The organism is Mycobacterium sp. ACS4054 (assembly GCF_001667275.1).
In the GTDB taxonomy this organism is placed as follows: domain Bacteria; phylum Actinomycetota; class Actinomycetes; order Mycobacteriales; family Mycobacteriaceae; genus Mycobacterium.
The window spans coordinates 97,886-111,744 of sequence record NZ_LZHV01000064.1 but is presented as its reverse complement, the minus strand read 5'-3'; the positions used below and the strand labels follow the sequence as shown (position 1 = coordinate 111,744).

The 13,859-nt window shown below is 68.2% G+C and carries 14 protein-coding genes and 1 pseudogene; 4 read left to right on the top strand and 11 right to left on the bottom strand.

Going from position 1 to position 13,859, the window contains the following annotated elements:
• Nucleotides 1-216, top strand: a pseudogene (locus tag A5730_RS25015) (hypothetical protein); the annotation flags it as partial.
• Nucleotide 217: 1 nt separating this feature from the next.
• On the opposite strand, the gene A5730_RS21310 reads toward A5730_RS25015, so the two are convergent.
• Complete coding sequence (locus tag A5730_RS21310) at nucleotides 218-454, bottom strand: hypothetical protein (protein WP_231994750.1); 237 nt, start codon at nucleotides 452-454, stop codon at nucleotides 218-220.
• An 89-nt stretch (nucleotides 455-543) separates the two neighbouring features.
• Here A5730_RS21310 and A5730_RS21305 point away from each other — a divergent pair, with 89 nt between their 5' ends.
• Nucleotides 544-1,392 carry a sigma factor gene (locus A5730_RS21305; RefSeq protein ID WP_067904958.1) on the top strand — a complete coding sequence of 283 codons (849 nt, stop codon included), beginning with the start codon at nucleotides 544-546 and terminating at the stop codon, nucleotides 1,390-1,392.
• A 6-nt stretch (nucleotides 1,393-1,398) separates the two neighbouring features.
• On the opposite strand, the gene A5730_RS21300 is transcribed toward A5730_RS21305, so the two are convergent.
• The 9 genes from A5730_RS21300 to A5730_RS21260 all read right to left on the bottom strand — a co-directional run bounded on the left by A5730_RS21300 (nucleotide 1,399) and on the right by A5730_RS21260 (nucleotide 11,496).
• The gene (locus tag A5730_RS21300) at nucleotides 1,399-2,664 is read right to left on the bottom strand and encodes a hypothetical protein (protein WP_082946934.1); all 1,266 of its coding nucleotides are present in this window, start codon (nucleotides 2,662-2,664) and stop codon (nucleotides 1,399-1,401) included.
• A gap of 19 nt (nucleotides 2,665-2,683) precedes the next feature.
• A complete protein-coding gene (locus tag A5730_RS21295; RefSeq protein WP_067904910.1) occupies nucleotides 2,684-3,448 on the bottom strand; it encodes an SDR family NAD(P)-dependent oxidoreductase in 765 nt (254 codons plus the stop codon).
• A complete protein-coding gene (locus A5730_RS21290; RefSeq protein ID WP_067904907.1) occupies nucleotides 3,445-5,778 on the bottom strand; it encodes a CaiB/BaiF CoA-transferase family protein in 2,334 nt (777 codons plus the stop codon). The genes A5730_RS21295 and A5730_RS21290 overlap by 4 nt, the downstream gene beginning before the upstream one ends.
• 19 nt (nucleotides 5,779-5,797) lie before the next feature.
• Nucleotides 5,798-6,766 carry an enoyl-CoA hydratase/isomerase family protein gene (locus tag A5730_RS21285; protein ID WP_067904905.1) on the bottom strand — a complete coding sequence of 323 codons (969 nt, stop codon included), beginning with the start codon at nucleotides 6,764-6,766 and terminating at the stop codon, nucleotides 5,798-5,800.
• A gap of 24 nt (nucleotides 6,767-6,790) precedes the next feature.
• Nucleotides 6,791-7,639, bottom strand: coding sequence for a mycofactocin-coupled SDR family oxidoreductase (locus A5730_RS21280; protein WP_067904903.1), 849 nt, complete (start codon nucleotides 7,637-7,639; stop codon nucleotides 6,791-6,793).
• Nucleotides 7,639-8,841: a cytochrome P450 gene (locus tag A5730_RS21275; RefSeq protein ID WP_067904900.1), complete on the bottom strand. Its 1,203-nt coding sequence runs from the start codon at nucleotides 8,839-8,841 to the stop codon at nucleotides 7,639-7,641. Before A5730_RS21275 ends, A5730_RS21280 begins: the two co-directional genes overlap by 1 nt.
• A gap of 229 nt (nucleotides 8,842-9,070) precedes the next feature.
• Complete coding sequence (locus tag A5730_RS21270) at nucleotides 9,071-9,757, bottom strand: TetR/AcrR family transcriptional regulator (RefSeq protein ID WP_067904897.1); 687 nt, start codon at nucleotides 9,755-9,757, stop codon at nucleotides 9,071-9,073.
• A 60-nt stretch (nucleotides 9,758-9,817) separates the two neighbouring features.
• Nucleotides 9,818-10,714, bottom strand: a complete 897-nt coding sequence (locus tag A5730_RS21265; RefSeq protein WP_231994742.1) for a glycine betaine ABC transporter substrate-binding protein — start codon at nucleotides 10,712-10,714, stop codon at nucleotides 9,818-9,820.
• Complete coding sequence (locus A5730_RS21260; protein WP_067904894.1) at nucleotides 10,711-11,496, bottom strand: VOC family protein; 786 nt, start codon at nucleotides 11,494-11,496, stop codon at nucleotides 10,711-10,713. Before A5730_RS21260 ends, A5730_RS21265 begins: the two co-directional genes overlap by 4 nt.
• Before the next feature lie 85 nt (nucleotides 11,497-11,581).
• On the opposite strand from A5730_RS21260, the gene A5730_RS21255 reads away from it, so the two are divergent.
• Together A5730_RS21255 and A5730_RS21250 are read left to right on the top strand one after the other, a co-directional pair.
• Nucleotides 11,582-12,181: a preprotein translocase subunit SecD gene (locus A5730_RS21255; protein ID WP_067904890.1), complete on the top strand. Its 600-nt coding sequence runs from the start codon at nucleotides 11,582-11,584 to the stop codon at nucleotides 12,179-12,181.
• Nucleotide 12,182: 1 nt separating this feature from the next.
• Nucleotides 12,183-13,016 carry a sugar phosphate isomerase/epimerase gene (locus A5730_RS21250; RefSeq protein WP_067904888.1) on the top strand — a complete coding sequence of 278 codons (834 nt, stop codon included), beginning with the start codon at nucleotides 12,183-12,185 and terminating at the stop codon, nucleotides 13,014-13,016.
• A gap of 15 nt (nucleotides 13,017-13,031) precedes the next feature.
• Here A5730_RS21250 and A5730_RS21245 read toward each other — a convergent pair whose 3' ends face one another.
• Nucleotides 13,032-13,766, bottom strand: a complete 735-nt coding sequence (locus tag A5730_RS21245) for a class II glutamine amidotransferase (protein WP_231994741.1) — start codon at nucleotides 13,764-13,766, stop codon at nucleotides 13,032-13,034.
• Between the last annotated feature and the right edge of the window lie 93 nt (nucleotides 13,767-13,859).

Here is a 13,859-nt window from a genome sequence, read left to right as displayed (position 1 = left end):
TACGCCCGCAGCCGGCGCACCGACATCAACGACCTCACCTTCGCCTGCGGCCCGCATCACCGCCTGCTCAAACCCGGTGGCTGGCGCACCCGCAAAAACACCCAAGGCCACACCGAATGGATCCCCCCGCCCCGCCTGGACAGGGGCCGGCCCCGCACCAACACCTTCCACCACCCCGAGAAACTGCTTCGGGATGACGATGACGATGGGCCTTAGCTCAGTGAGGGCTTTGGTCAGGCAGCTCGGCGAATCGCTTCTTGACGTCGTTGTACCAGCCCATCGACTTAATCGGGTGACGCCAGCGGCCCTTCATGTCCTCGCGCGCGGGCACGTGGGCGTCATCGCCGGCCGCAACGATCTCTTTGAGGTGCCGGTCTTGCGCCTTGATGATCTCGTCGGCGCTCGCACCGCGGTGCACGAGGTCGCAGGGGCCACCGAGGTCCTGGCAAGTCATGGTCTTCAAGGGTCCTCCTCCTCTGGTCACACCGGGCCCTCCCGGTGCGTCAGGATGGTGACGCATCCGACGACGAAAGTGTGACCGCCATGGTGAGCGACCACCAGCTCCGCGACGGCTTCGAGACCGAGCGACCTCGCTTGCAGCGCATCGCGGCCGGGGTCCTGGGCGACGCCGACGCGGCACAGGACGTCGTACAACAGGCGTGGCTCCGCTTGCATGCCACCGAAGAACCGATCGACAACCTGCCGGGCTGGCTCACCACCGTGACCTCGCGGCTCTGCCTCGACCGGTTGCGGGCCCGCACGCCTGTGCCGACGGAGTCGATCGAAGTCGAGGCGACGGCACCCGATCCCGCGGACGACGTGGTGCTGGCCGACACGGTCGGCATCGCGCTGCAGGTGGTGCTGGACCGGTTAACGCCCACCGAGCGGGTGGCGTTCGTACTGCACGACAGCTTCGGCGTCGACTTCGAGTTGATCGCCTCGATGCTCGACACGACGCCGGTCGCGGCGCGCAAGCTGGCGTCTCGGGCCCGGGCGAAGGTCCGTCCGCCGGCGCCCGAGGATGCCCTGGCGGACTGGGAGATTGTGGACGCCTTCATGGCCGCGGCGCGGCAGGGCGACTTCACCCGCCTGCTGGAGCTGTTGGCTCCCGACGTAACGGTCTCCGCCGACGCGGCCGCGAGCGCGCTCGGCACGCCGACGCGCCTGGAAGGCCGCGATGAGGTGGCCAACTTCTTCAACGGCGCTGCCGCGGCTGCCTTCCCGGTCTTCGTCGAGGATCGCCCGGGCTACGCCTGGATCCACCGCGGCGAGGTCAAAGTCGCCTTCGACTTCGCCGTCGAGGCCGGGCGGGTGCACCGCTTGCAGTTCCGCGCTGCCGACGACTTGCTGGCCGGGGTGCGGCGCCGGGTGGGCGGGACCACGCGGGACTGAGCGCGGTCAACGCGGCAGTTCGGCGAGGGCGGCGTCAAGAAGCTCACCGACATCTTGCCGCTCCCAGAGGAACAACAGGTTCGACAGCATCTGCAGCGGCGCCCGCACGCTCTCCTCGTCGCGGATCAGAGGATGCTTGCGACTGTCCGGTATCGCCTCGAATCGCCTGCGGATCAACGCCGGCACGCCCAGGAGCCACCCGACGCCCATCGACGCCGCATACAGCAGCATGTGCCGGCGCAACCGCGCGGGATCGAGTTTCGGCCCGCCGCAACGACATAACTCGCCCACGAACAGCTCCAGCAGCTCGTCGAGATGAAACTCCCACAGCTCGGTTTCGGCGCCGGACATGGCTCCCCAGATCGCCATGCCCAGGTTCAGCTGGCCGACGCACCCCCAATCCATCAGGCCGCAGCGCAGAACTCGGTCGGCGTCGCGCCAGAACCATGCGTTGTCGATGTTGGCGTTCCAATGGCACAGGGCGACGTAGTCGGAGTCACCGGCCAGCAGGCCCGCGATCGTCTGCTCGTGACGCGCCAAACGCGGCACATCCGCGCGCAGTCGCGCGAGGAATTCCGGTGAACAGGCGGGAAGCAGCCCCGGCCGGTCCTGGGCGAATTGGGCCAGTTGGTCCACCCGGCGTTCCAGCTTGTCCGCCGTCAGAGGCGCGCGCTCCCCCACCGTTGCGGCGGCCACGTCCAGCGGGAAGGGTGCGGTGAGTTCCGGCGGCAGCCGCCCGGACCGATGGGTGCCGGCCAGCCGGGCCAGCGCGGCGAGCAGCGCGCGGTAATGCTCGACGGGTCGGGGCATCTGGTAATCGAGGCACTTGTGGTACTGCGGTTCGATCCCGTTGTCGCCGAACCGGATTCGCTCGGTGACGAGGATCCCGGTGCCGCTGCGGCGATGATAGTCGGCGAACTGCACCTCGGGGACCGCGATCGGAAACTCCGGCGCCCGCGACAGCGCGGCGAACCGAACCTCCAGCTCCATCTGTGTCTTTCCGCGATCACGCGCCGGGTCCTCGAAGTCGCGCGAAAACTTGACAAACAAATCGGTGTGCAGGCCCGGGGTGGGCTCGGCGTATTCCACCGAGAGCATCACCTTGCGCCCCGTGCTGCCGCCGTCGACCTCGCGAAGCGCCGCAACGCGGGTGATGCGGTTGTCGCGCAGCGCCCCCGACGCGAGAAACGCCTCGGTGAGAAACTCCGGCCCGCCGGTGCTCAGCGCGGCGGGGTCGGCCGGAAACGCCAACCGGTAGTGGTCTCCGACCACCCAATGCGAAGTCAATTGATTACCAGGTTTGTTCGGCCGCTCGCACCAGCATGTGATTGACGGCCACCCGGCGATCGCGCGTGATCATGAACAGCACCGCGTCGGCGATGTCCTCCGGACGCAACTTGACCATGCCGGCGGTCTGGCGCTCGAACGCCTCCCGCGACGGCTCGGCGAGGTGGCTGAAGATCTCGGTGTCGACCGTTCCGGGGCCCACCACGCCGACCCGCACCCGCTTGCCGAGCACCTCCTGGCGAATCCCCTCGCTGAAGGCGTTCACCCCGAACTTGGTCAGCGAGTACACGGCGGTGTTGGGTCGGGCGACCCAGCCGGCGGTCGAGCTGATGGTGACCAGATCGGCCACGCCGCGCGGCGAGTCGGCCGCGGCGTCGATCAGGTGCGGGAGCGCCGCGCGGGTGACATACAGGACCCCCTGCACGTTGACCGTCACCATGGCGTCCCAGTCCCGCAGCGAGGCTTCGGCCGCCGGCCCGGATTGCATCAGGCCGGCGTTGTTGACCACGGTGTCGAGCCGGCCGAACTCCGCGACCGTGCGCTGCACGGCCGCCGCCACCTGTTCGGCGTCGGTGACATCGGCGGTCACGGCCAGCGCTGTGCCACCGGCGGATTCGATGTCGGACGTCAGCTCGGCGAGCCGGTCCCCGCGCCGCGCGAGCAGTGCCACCGCCGCGCCCTCGGCGGCCAGCGCCTTGGCCGTCGCCGCGCCGATGCCGCTGCTGGCCCCGGTGACCAAGGCCGCTGTACGTGCAAGTATCCCCGTCATGCGCCCAGTATCTCGTGTAGCACGTACTCGGTGTGCTCGCCCAGCTCCGGCGCGCCCCGGCCGACGCGGGCCGGGTTCCACGCCATGCGCCAGGGCGGCCCGACGATCGGCCGCTGGCCCTCGCGGTGATCGCTGACGAACCGATACAGCTCGCGGTCCCACAGCCGTTGGTCGCCGATGACGTCGACCGAGGTGGCGCTCTTGCAGGCCGGAACCCCCGCCGCGCGCAGGCGGTGGGCGAGTTGCTCGGCGTCGTGGTTTCGCGTGAGCTGCGCCAGCTCGACGTCGAGTCTTTCGGCGTGACAACGCCGTTGGCTCGTGGTGGCGTAGCGTCGTTCCCGGGTCAGGGATTCGTCGCCGAGCACGCCGCACAGCGCGTGCCATTGCGCGTCGTCGGCCACGGCCACCGCTATCCAGGCGCCGCCCGCGGAGGGGTAGCAGCCGTGCGGGCACATGTCCGGGTGATGGTTGCCGTCGGGGCCGAGCGGCCGCCCGGTCAGCGCCTGCTCGAGGAGGCGGTCGCCGATCATCGACGACAGTGTCTCCACGGCCGAGAGGTCCACGAATTGCCCGGTGCCGGTGAGTTCGCGATGCAGCAGCGCCACCACGGCCGCGTACGCGGCCGCCGCGCCGACGGTCGAATCACCGTAGCGCATGCTCGTTCCGAGCGGCGGCCCACCGGGATAGCCGACCAGCGAGGCGACGCCCGCCAGGGCGGCAAAGCATGGCGCGTAGCCGGTTTGGTGGCCCAGCGGTCCGTCATTGCCCCACATCTTGATCGACACGGAGACGATGTCCGGCTTGATCCGGGTGAGCGCCGAATACCCCAGGCATTGGCGTTCCATCGCGCCCGGGCGCAGGTTGTTGATGACGATATCGCTGCGGGCGATCAGCTCGCGCAGACTGGCCATGCCCTCCGCGGACTTGATATCCAGGTCCACGCTCAGGATTTCGGGGTTGATGCTCAAGAAGTACGGCGCGTGGTCGATGTCGGTCCCGCCGTAGGCGCGCATCTCCTCGGGGCTGCCCGCGGTTTCGATCTTGATGACCTCGGCGCCCAGCATGGCCAGCAGCTTGCCCGCGTAGGGGCCGGCCCACACCTTGGTGAGCTCGACGACCCGCACCCCTTGCAGTGGGCCGCCGCGCGGCTGCCGGGGCGGCTTGAGTTGCGCGGACGCGACCCGCGGCCGCGGGCGCGGCGCGTCGAGGCCGTCCAGCACCGGCCTGCTGTGCTGGCCGAGAGTCGGTGCGGCGGAGGTGATTCGGGCCGGGGTGGCGCTGAATTTGTAAGGCACCGTCGGATACGCCGCGTCGCCCAGCACGGGGTGCCTGACCCGCTGGAAGAACCCCCGGTGGCGGTACTGCGCGGACCCGTGCAGGTCCGCGGCGCCGTTCACCGGCACGAGCGGCACGCCCAGGCGCTGCGCCCGGTCGGACGCCTCGTCCTTGGCGAGGTCGCGGACCCACGCCGCGAAGCCGCGCTGAAACGCCGCGACCTTCTCCGCGGTGACGGAGAACTCCAGCCAATCGTCCTCGAACGCGCACAGCCAGTCCGGGTGGCCCAGCAGTTCCTTCAGGCCCACCCAGTGGGCGCGGCTGGTCATGTACAGGTAGACGTAACCGTCGGCGCACGCGAAAAACGCTGCGGGGCCGGCCTGGTCGTAGTCGCCGCGATGACCCGCCGCGGTCACCTCGCCGGTGACGAATCGGCCGAGGATGCAGTCGGCGCGGGAGGCCAGCACGGCCTGTACGGAGAGGTCGATGGACTCGCCCTGGCCGCTGTGCAGGCGCCCGAAGAGCGACGCCGCGACGCAGAGCGCGGCGTCCAGTCCGGCTTCGTAATCGGCCAGGAACCGGCCCGGCCCCTGCAGGGGCGGCTTGGCGGGATCCGGGTGGCTGGGCGTGTGGTATCCCCAACCGCTGGCGTGGAAGACGTTGATGCTCTTGGCATTGCCGAACTCGGCGGCCGCGCCCCGCCCGAACGGGGTGATCGAACACAACACCACATCGGGATGGTGCTGCGACCAGTCGGCGTCGCGGTCGTCGATGACGGCGTCCGCGGTGCCGATGAGCCGGTGCAGGGCCTCGACGCCGGCCGTCGAAACCTGATCGAGCACCACCGACCGCTTGTTGGTGTTGAGGTACGCGAACAGCGCGCTGCCGTCGCGCCCGTCGGCAAGGATGGGCGCCATCGCCCGCGTCGGGCTGCCGCGCTCCGGCGCCTCGACCTTGATGATCTCGGCGCCGAAGTCGGCCAACAGCTTTCCGCAGTACTCCCCCGCGACGGATCCCGCCAGCTCGACGACCCGGAAACCCGTCAGCGCCGACATGCGAGCTCTCCCACGGCGGTCAGGGCTTGGCGCGTCCCGAGCGGCTCAGGCGCCACTCCGGCGGGAAGTTCAGGTCGTTGTCCTTAACGACGTTGTTCAGGCCCTTTTCGAAGGTGCCCTCGGTCAGGTCGACCTCTTGCGCGTCGTTGGTGATCAGCGGCAGCATGCCCTCGACCATGCCGGTCAGCAGGCTGCCGAAGTATTCGCCCTTGTGCTGTTTGTAGAGCTCCAGGAAGGTCTTCTGGACCGCGACGGTGTCGGTCGGGCGGGAGCGCGAGCACGCCAGCGCGTATTTCTCCGTCTCGGCCTCCAGCTTCTCCCGCGGCACCACGCTGTTGACGAAGCCGCAGTCGTACATCTCCTTGGCGCTGAATGGGCGCCCGGTGAACAGCATTTCGGAGAACTTGCGCAGGCCCATCGTCTCGGCCCACCACCACAGCCGCGGGCCCCAGCCCACGTAACGGAAGGCCGGGTGCCCGAACAGGGCGTCGTCGCTGGCGATCACCAGGTCGGCGTCGCCCGCCTGGTAGAAGTGCCAGCCATAGCAGTAGCCCTTGGCCTCGATTATGCTGATCTTGCGCAACTCCTGCAGCGGCCGGTTACCCGCGCGGGCCTTGGCGTAGAAGTCGGTGACGGTCGACAGGTAGCGATACGATCCGCCGGGCGGGTACTTCACGTCGTCGTCGTTGATCGCGAGCTCGTGCAGCAGCGACAGGCCCGGGTTCTCCAGCATCGGCCGCTGTTCGGGCAGGTCCCCGCCGCTGCCGAAATCCTCGCCCTCGCCGCGGATCACGACGACCTTCACGTCGTCGTCGACGTTGCACTTGTGGATCAGGTCGGCATAGTTCTGCCGCATGCCCAGGGTGGTGGCGTTCTGCGCGTCGGGACGATCGAACGTGATGTAGGCGATCCGGTTCTTCTTGTCCTTCTCGAACTTGATGTACTGCTCGGCTTCCTTTTTCAGTTCTTCGTAGTCGTATTCGGGCATCGTCTTCTCCTCTTGAATTGGCGCCTATTTGAGCAAGCTGCCCGCGTCGACGGGAAGCGAAACGCCAGTGACATAACGCGATTCGTCAGAGGCGAAGAACAACACCGCGTTGCTGATGTCCGCGGGTTCCACCCAGGGCACGGGCAGCGTGTGCATCATCTGGGAGATGGGGGCGAAGTCCTCCGGCCCAGGGTTTTCCAGGTCCGGACGGAAGAGCCGGAACGTGTTGTCGTTCATCACCATCGTGGTGCTGACCTGGGTGGGCAGCACCGAGTTGACCCGGATCATGTGCTGGCCCAGTTCGACGGCGAAGGCGCGCATCAGGCCGATCACGCCGTGCTTGGCCGCGACGTAATGGCCGGTGTTCGGGTACGCCTTGCGCCCACCGACCGAGCTGGTGAGCACGATCGATCCGCCGCGGCCGCCCGAAAGGATGTGCGGTACACCCGCTTTGACCGTGTGCCAAACGCCGGTCAGGTTGATGTCGATCATGTCCTGCCAGACGTTCTCGCGGATCTTGTGCAGCTTCCTGCCATCGGTCCCCACGCCGGCGTTCGCGACGATGATGTCGAGGCGCCCGAGCTGTTCGACACCCGCGTCCACCGCCGATTTCAGCGCCTCGTAGTCGCGGACGTCGACCTGCGCGGTGACGATGCGCCGGTTCTGGGCCTTCACCAAGTCGGCCGTCTCGGCCAGGTCCTCGGGTGTCGAATGCGGATAGGCCAGGTTCTCGATCGGGCCGCAGACATCGATCGCGATGATGTCGGCGCCCTCCTGCGCCAAGCGCACCGCGTGGCTGCGGCCCTGACCGCGGGCGGCGCCGCTGACGAACGCGACTTTTCCCTCTACCCGGCCCTGGACGCGACCCGTCATCAGGGCACCACGGTGGGCAGGGTTTCCCAGCCCCGCACCGACGACGTCGGGCTGAGCTTCGCGTTCGCCAAATCGGGCTCCCACTCCGGGAAGCGCTTCAGGATTTCCTCGAGCGCGACGCGCCCTTCCAGCCGGGCCAGCGCCGAGCCCAAGCAGAAGTGGGCGCCGACGCTGAACGTGAGGTGCGGCCGGGCCGGGCGGTGAATGTTGAATTCGCCTGCGTCGGGGCCGAACTGCCGCTCGTCCCGGCAGGCCGCCCCGAGCAGCATCAGCATGACGCTGCCCTCCGGCACCGTCTGGTCGTAGATGCTGACGTCGCGGGTGACATAGCGTGCCATGTGCGGTGCGGGCGGCTCGAAGCGCAGCAGCTCCTCGATGGCCTGCGGGATGAGTGCGGGGTTCTCGACGAGTTCACGACGCTGATCGGGATGTTCGGCGAGAACCTTGCCCGCCCAACCGATCAGACGCGTGGTCGTCTCGTTTCCCGCCCCCGCCACCACGTTGAGGTACACCAGGATCTCCTCGCGCCTCAGCCGCCGCGTGGTGCCGGTCTCGTCGACGAACTCGACGTTTAGCAGCTCCGTCATGATGTCGTCGGACGGATTGTTGGCGCGCCAGTCGATGTAGGCCTCGAACTGCTCGCCCACGGACAGGCCGTGTTCGGCGGCACTCATCGGCTTACCGGGCTCGGTGCGCAACTGAGCGTTGCCGCGGTCGCGGATGTATTCCTGATCCTCTTCGGGGATGCCGAGGAGGGCGCTGATGACCTTCATCGGCATGATCGCACCCAGGTCGGTGACGAAGTCGAACCGCCCCGACCCCACCAGTGGATCCAACGATTGCGCGCAGAACTCGCGAATCATCGGCTCCAACGCGGCGATCTTGCGGGGGGTGAACATGCGCGACAGCAGCTTGCGGTGCACGTCGTGGATCGGCGGGTCTTCGAAGATCAGCATGCCCGAAGGGATTTCGAGGTTGGCCTTGATCAGTTCCATGATCACGCCCCGCGCAGAGCTGTAAGTGGCGTGGTCGATGATTGCCTTGTTCACATCCGCATATCGACTCAGCGCGTAGAAATCGTATTCGGAGTTGTAATACAGCGGCGCCTCGTCACGCAGGCGCTTGAACATGGGATACGGGTCGGCAATCAGCTCGACGTCGTACGGATCGAATCGCACGTGGCTGTCGGTGCTCGTCGTCACGAAATCCCTCCTAGGGCTGCCGATTACCGGACATCCCCACCGCCTGGCAGCACCGGATCCGGGTCGGGCAATTTATACACTCCGCTTAATTGCATCGCTATATGACATGTGCACGGGCTGGGCTGAAATTGGCCCGTAGTGTGGCCTAACTCTATTCTCGTAGAGAACCACACGGGGAATGGTCTGGCAAGACCCCATGCCGCGTGGCTCGCCGTCGATCCAGGCGCGGTCATCCGAGCGCCGTGGCCCGGCGCTCGCCGGCGGGGCGCTGCCCCTCCGCGCCGGTCAGCCGGCCGCGGTGGGAACTTCCAAGAATGCCGGCCGCGATGGCCGACAGGATCCCGTCGAGTTGCTCGGGACTGTCGACGACCCGGTCGCCGTGCGCGTAGCGCACCAGAAGGCCGTTGATGAACGTCAGCGTCACGTTGCTCAGGTCCTCGATGACGGCGGGGTCCATGTCCGCGCCGTGCGGCATCAGCTGGACCAGAATCTCGCGGTGCAGCTTGGTGAATTCGTCGGTGGCCCGTTGCAGGATCGCGGCCAGCGACGGGTCGCGGGCGGCCTGCATGGTGAGCTCGTAGCGGGCCTTGGTCCGAAACAACTGCGGCTCGTTGCCGGATCGAATGACCACCTGGGACAGCCGCGAGGGCGAGGGGTTGTTGCCGCGACCGTCGGAGTCGTCGGCGACGGACTTCAGGTCGGCTAGGTCGAGCTCGGCCAGCCGCTCGGCCACGGCGCGCAGCAACGCGGAGCGGGTGCGAAAGTAGAACGACGTGGTGCCGTCGGGCACGCCGGCCTTGCGATCGACCTTGAGATGACTCAAGCCCTTGGCCCCGTCGTCGGCCAGCAACTGAATCGCCGCGTCGCATAAGTCGCGGCGGCGCTCCCCGGGATTGGGCTTACGGCGTTTGTCCATGGTCTTGGTGCGCCAGGCTACTCTATATTTGTAGTGTCGGCAAAGGTGCGGGCGAACCGGCTACCCGCTCCCGTCCGCACTCTCGATCGCCTGGCCGAGATCGCTGACCCTCCTCAGCCCGTAGCGCGCCGCGGTCGCGGCGGTCACCACGATGCCGTTCTTGTTCTCGGCCCGGGCCGGCTGCAGCGCAACGAGACCCGTTTTCTGCAGCGCGTCCGCGAGCACCGCATGCGCTTGATGGGGATCGGAGATCCCGGCCCGGCCCCCGTCCAGGTAGGCGAGGAGACTACCCACGTACTCAGGAACGAGCCCCACCGCGCCGTCACGGAGCAACGGAAAGTATTTGTCGCGGTTACCTATTCCGAGCCGCCGCTCGACCGGGAAGCCGGCCCCCTCCAGCGCGCGGGCATACAGCTCGGCCACGGTCACGCTCTCGGCGAAGTTGGCCGAGCCGAGGACGATCGCCGGTCGGTCTATCCGCGATACGAGCGGCGCCCGGCCGTGCCCGCGCTCGGAGAGGAATTCGGCCGCCGCCGCTGCGGGAGATGATCCGAGAAGGACCCGGCGATTGAGCTCGGCGAGGCGCTCGGTCGTGAGTTCGGCGTTGACGGCATCGATCGTCGCGGCGAGGCGCGCGCCGTACGTCACGCGCAACTCGTCGCGCAGGATCGGCGTCACGCTCTCGGCGGGCTGGGCGTGCCGGTCATCCTCGAGCAATACGAAGTCGCCGGCGAGGAGGCGTGGATCGGTCGTGAAGAGCACGCCAACCTGAATCGCTCCCGTTTCGAGCGCGTCGACGGTGCGCGGCCCTCCAGCGTCGGTGACACGAAACTCCTTGAACGTGAGCCCATACCGTGCGTGCAGCAGCGGCAGACAGAGCAGTTCGCTTGGGCATTCGGGACCGGAGCCGAACACCAACGTCTCGGCCAGCATCACGTTCGGCTCCGCCCCATTCACGGGTCGAGCTTGTCGCTCTCGAAGACCAGGAAGCTCGCCCCCTGGGGGTCGCGCAAGACGCTGAAGCGACCCTTCGGCTGCTCCGTCGGCCCCTCGATAACCGCGCCCCCGTTGGCGACGGCGGTGGCGCCGGCCTCGGCGACGTCGGCCACGACGAAGTAGGGCAGCCAGCGCGACGGCACGCTGGCGTCGGCAGCCGGCAGCGAGCGCAATCCGCCGTTGTCGCGCGCTCCCACACGGATCACCCAGTAGGGCACGGGCATGCCGGCAAGGAACTCGATGCGCCAGCCGAAAAGCCCGGAGTACAAGGCGATCGCGGCGTCGACGTCCGGGGTGGCAAGCTCATTCCAGGTCAGGCATCCGGGCTCGTTCACACGGGTCGCGCCGAAGTGGCGGCCCGGCTCACAGAGGTGGATGACGGCCCCGTACGGATCGCGCACGACCACCAACCTGCCTCGGTCTCCGAAATCCAGCGGCCCAGCGAGGATCGCGCATCCCAGCGCACGCGCGCGGGCGGCCGCCGCGTCGACGTCGGCGACCGAGACGTGCGAGTTCCAGCGTGGCTGCGCACCGGCGGGGTCGGTCGCGGGGAGCGCATAGAGCCCGGCGACTTCCTGCTGCTCGCGGCGCAACACCGTGTACGCGTGGCCGTCCGCCATGCGCCGCTCGTCCGGCGTCCAGCTGAAGAGCGTCCCATAGAACGCTGTGGCGGCCTCCGGGTCGGTGGTAGCGAGATCGACCCAGCTGAACGTCCCCGCCGGGTACCCGGTGCGCGCTCCCATCCGCCGCAGCCTACCCACGCGCCGGCCGCGCGCCAATCATGCGCGGCGTAACCGCCTGCGGGACGATGACTGGAACAATGGCCGAATGGTTCAACGCCGAACGGATGTCAATGCGGGCGCTTGGCTCGCATGCGTCGGCCTGATCGCGGCGCTGGTGTGCGGCTGCCACTCGGCGCGGCACCAGGCCACACCCACCACGTCGAGCACCACCGCCACCACGGCGCGCACGACAAGCGCACCGCCCCCGCCGATCGTGAAGATCGCGCCGCTGCCCGTGCGCCCGGTGACCAAATCGCAGCCGGCCAGCCCGCAGAAATGCCCCGCCACCGACCCGAATCGACCGGCGGCACCGACCGATGCGCTCACCGCCTGCGACATCGGCCGGACCACCCTGTACAACCTGGGCCCGGAGTCCATGCAGCTCGGGCTGCTAAACGTCGACCCGCCAAAGTCGCTGACGGCAGATTTCTACGAGGTGACCCTGACCCTGGACCCACCCTCGGCGGCCGCGTGGGCCGCATACACCGCCGCCCACCTGCAGGACCACGTGGCCTTCGTCCGCGACAACCTCGTTCTGGAGGCGCCGATCATCGAAGATCAAGTGACGTCCGGGCGCATCGCGCTGACAACCCAAACCGCGCAGGGCGCAGCGCAATTGGCCCAACTGGCCGGGCGCCCCTCCTGACATGACGGCGAGCACCGACCGGCTCGGCATCGGCATGCTCAGCGTGTTCGGGCTTCCCCCAGTCGAATTGGTGGACCTGGCAGCGGACCTGGGCTGCCGCCATGTCTCCGCCGCACTGCAAGGAATGCCGTTGGTGCCGCTGGGCTATCCCCGCTTCTCGCTCACCGACGACGTCGGCCTGCGGACGGCCCTGCTGTCGGCGATGAATGACCGCGGCGTGACCATCTCCCTCGGCGACGGGTTCCTCGTGCTGCCCGGCGCCGACGCGAGCGGGTTCTGCACCGATCTCGATGCACTGGCCGAACTGCGCGTCCCGCGGATCAATGTGGTCAGCCTCGACCCGGACCTTGCGCGCAGTTTCGACCAATTCGCCGCCCTGACCGAGCTTGCCGCGCAACGAAACATCCAGACGCTCGTCGAACCGGTGCCCGGCCTGACCGTCGGCGACCTGCCGACGGGACTGGCCGCACTGCGGCATGTCGGTAGGCCGGACTTCCGGTTGCTTATCGACACCATGCACCTCGTGCGCTCGGGCTCCACCGCGGCCGATCTGGGGGCCCTCGACCCCGCCCAGGTGGGGTACGCCCAACTCAACGACACCACGCTGCGCCCGCGCATCGAAAACTACATGGAGGAAGCCATGTTCGAGCGGATGGTTCCCGGCGAGGGCGAGCTGCCTCTGGCGGACATCCTCTCCGCGTTACCGGCCGACGTCGTGATCGAAATCGAGGTGCCGCGACGGTCGTTGGCGTTGGCCGGGGTCAGCCCGATCGATCGGCTCCGCCCGTGCGTCGAGGCGGCGCGGCGGTTGCTGTCCGGGCTCCCGGGTCGCTGAAATGGCGGGAGCGGCTTAGGCAGCCGCCGGACTGATGGGTTGGAAGGGCCGTTCCTCGATGTCATCGCCGATGATGAGTGCAGTTCCGGCCGGCACCTCGCGCCACGCGCCCGGCAACGTGGTCAACGGTTCGGAGACGACCACCCGCGCGTCGTCGCCGAAGTGGCCCGCTCCCTCGTCCTGCGGGTAGAGCATGCGCACCGACTGCTGATCCTCGTTGACGAACAGCGTGTTCACCTCCGGCCCGCTGGCGTAGCGGACCGCGTACAGGCGCGCGCCGTCGCTCACCCCGACCGTCATCTGCAGCGCGGGTTCGGCGACGCCGGCCGCGTCTGCGACCGCCTCCACGAAGCCCGCCATGCGAGCGATCCCGGTGATCGGATCCTCGGTGAGGCCGAACGTCAGCGCGAGGTGGAACATCACCTCCGAATCGGTGGATCCCGCTATGTTTCCGAACAGGTCCGGGTCGACGGCGAACAGCAGTTCCCGGCGCAGCCGCGAATACCCGCCGACATGCCCGTTGTGCACGAAGAGCCAGTTGCCGTAACGGAACGGGTGACAGTTGGTCTGTTGCACGGGAGTTCCGGTTCCTGCGCGCACATGAGCTAGAAACAGGCGGGTGCGGATCTCGGTCGCCAGTTCCAGGAGGTTCTCGTCGCCCCACGCCGGGGTGACGCTGCGGAACAGCGCCGGTTCGGCGCGGTGCTCATACCAGCCCAGCCCCGTCCCGTCGCCGTTGGGAATGTCCATGTTTGGCGCTTGCCTGCGGCTCTGCTCGATCAGCGAGCACCGTGGATCGTGTAGCAGCTCCCTGGGCGCGATCGGGCTGCCAACGTATCCAAC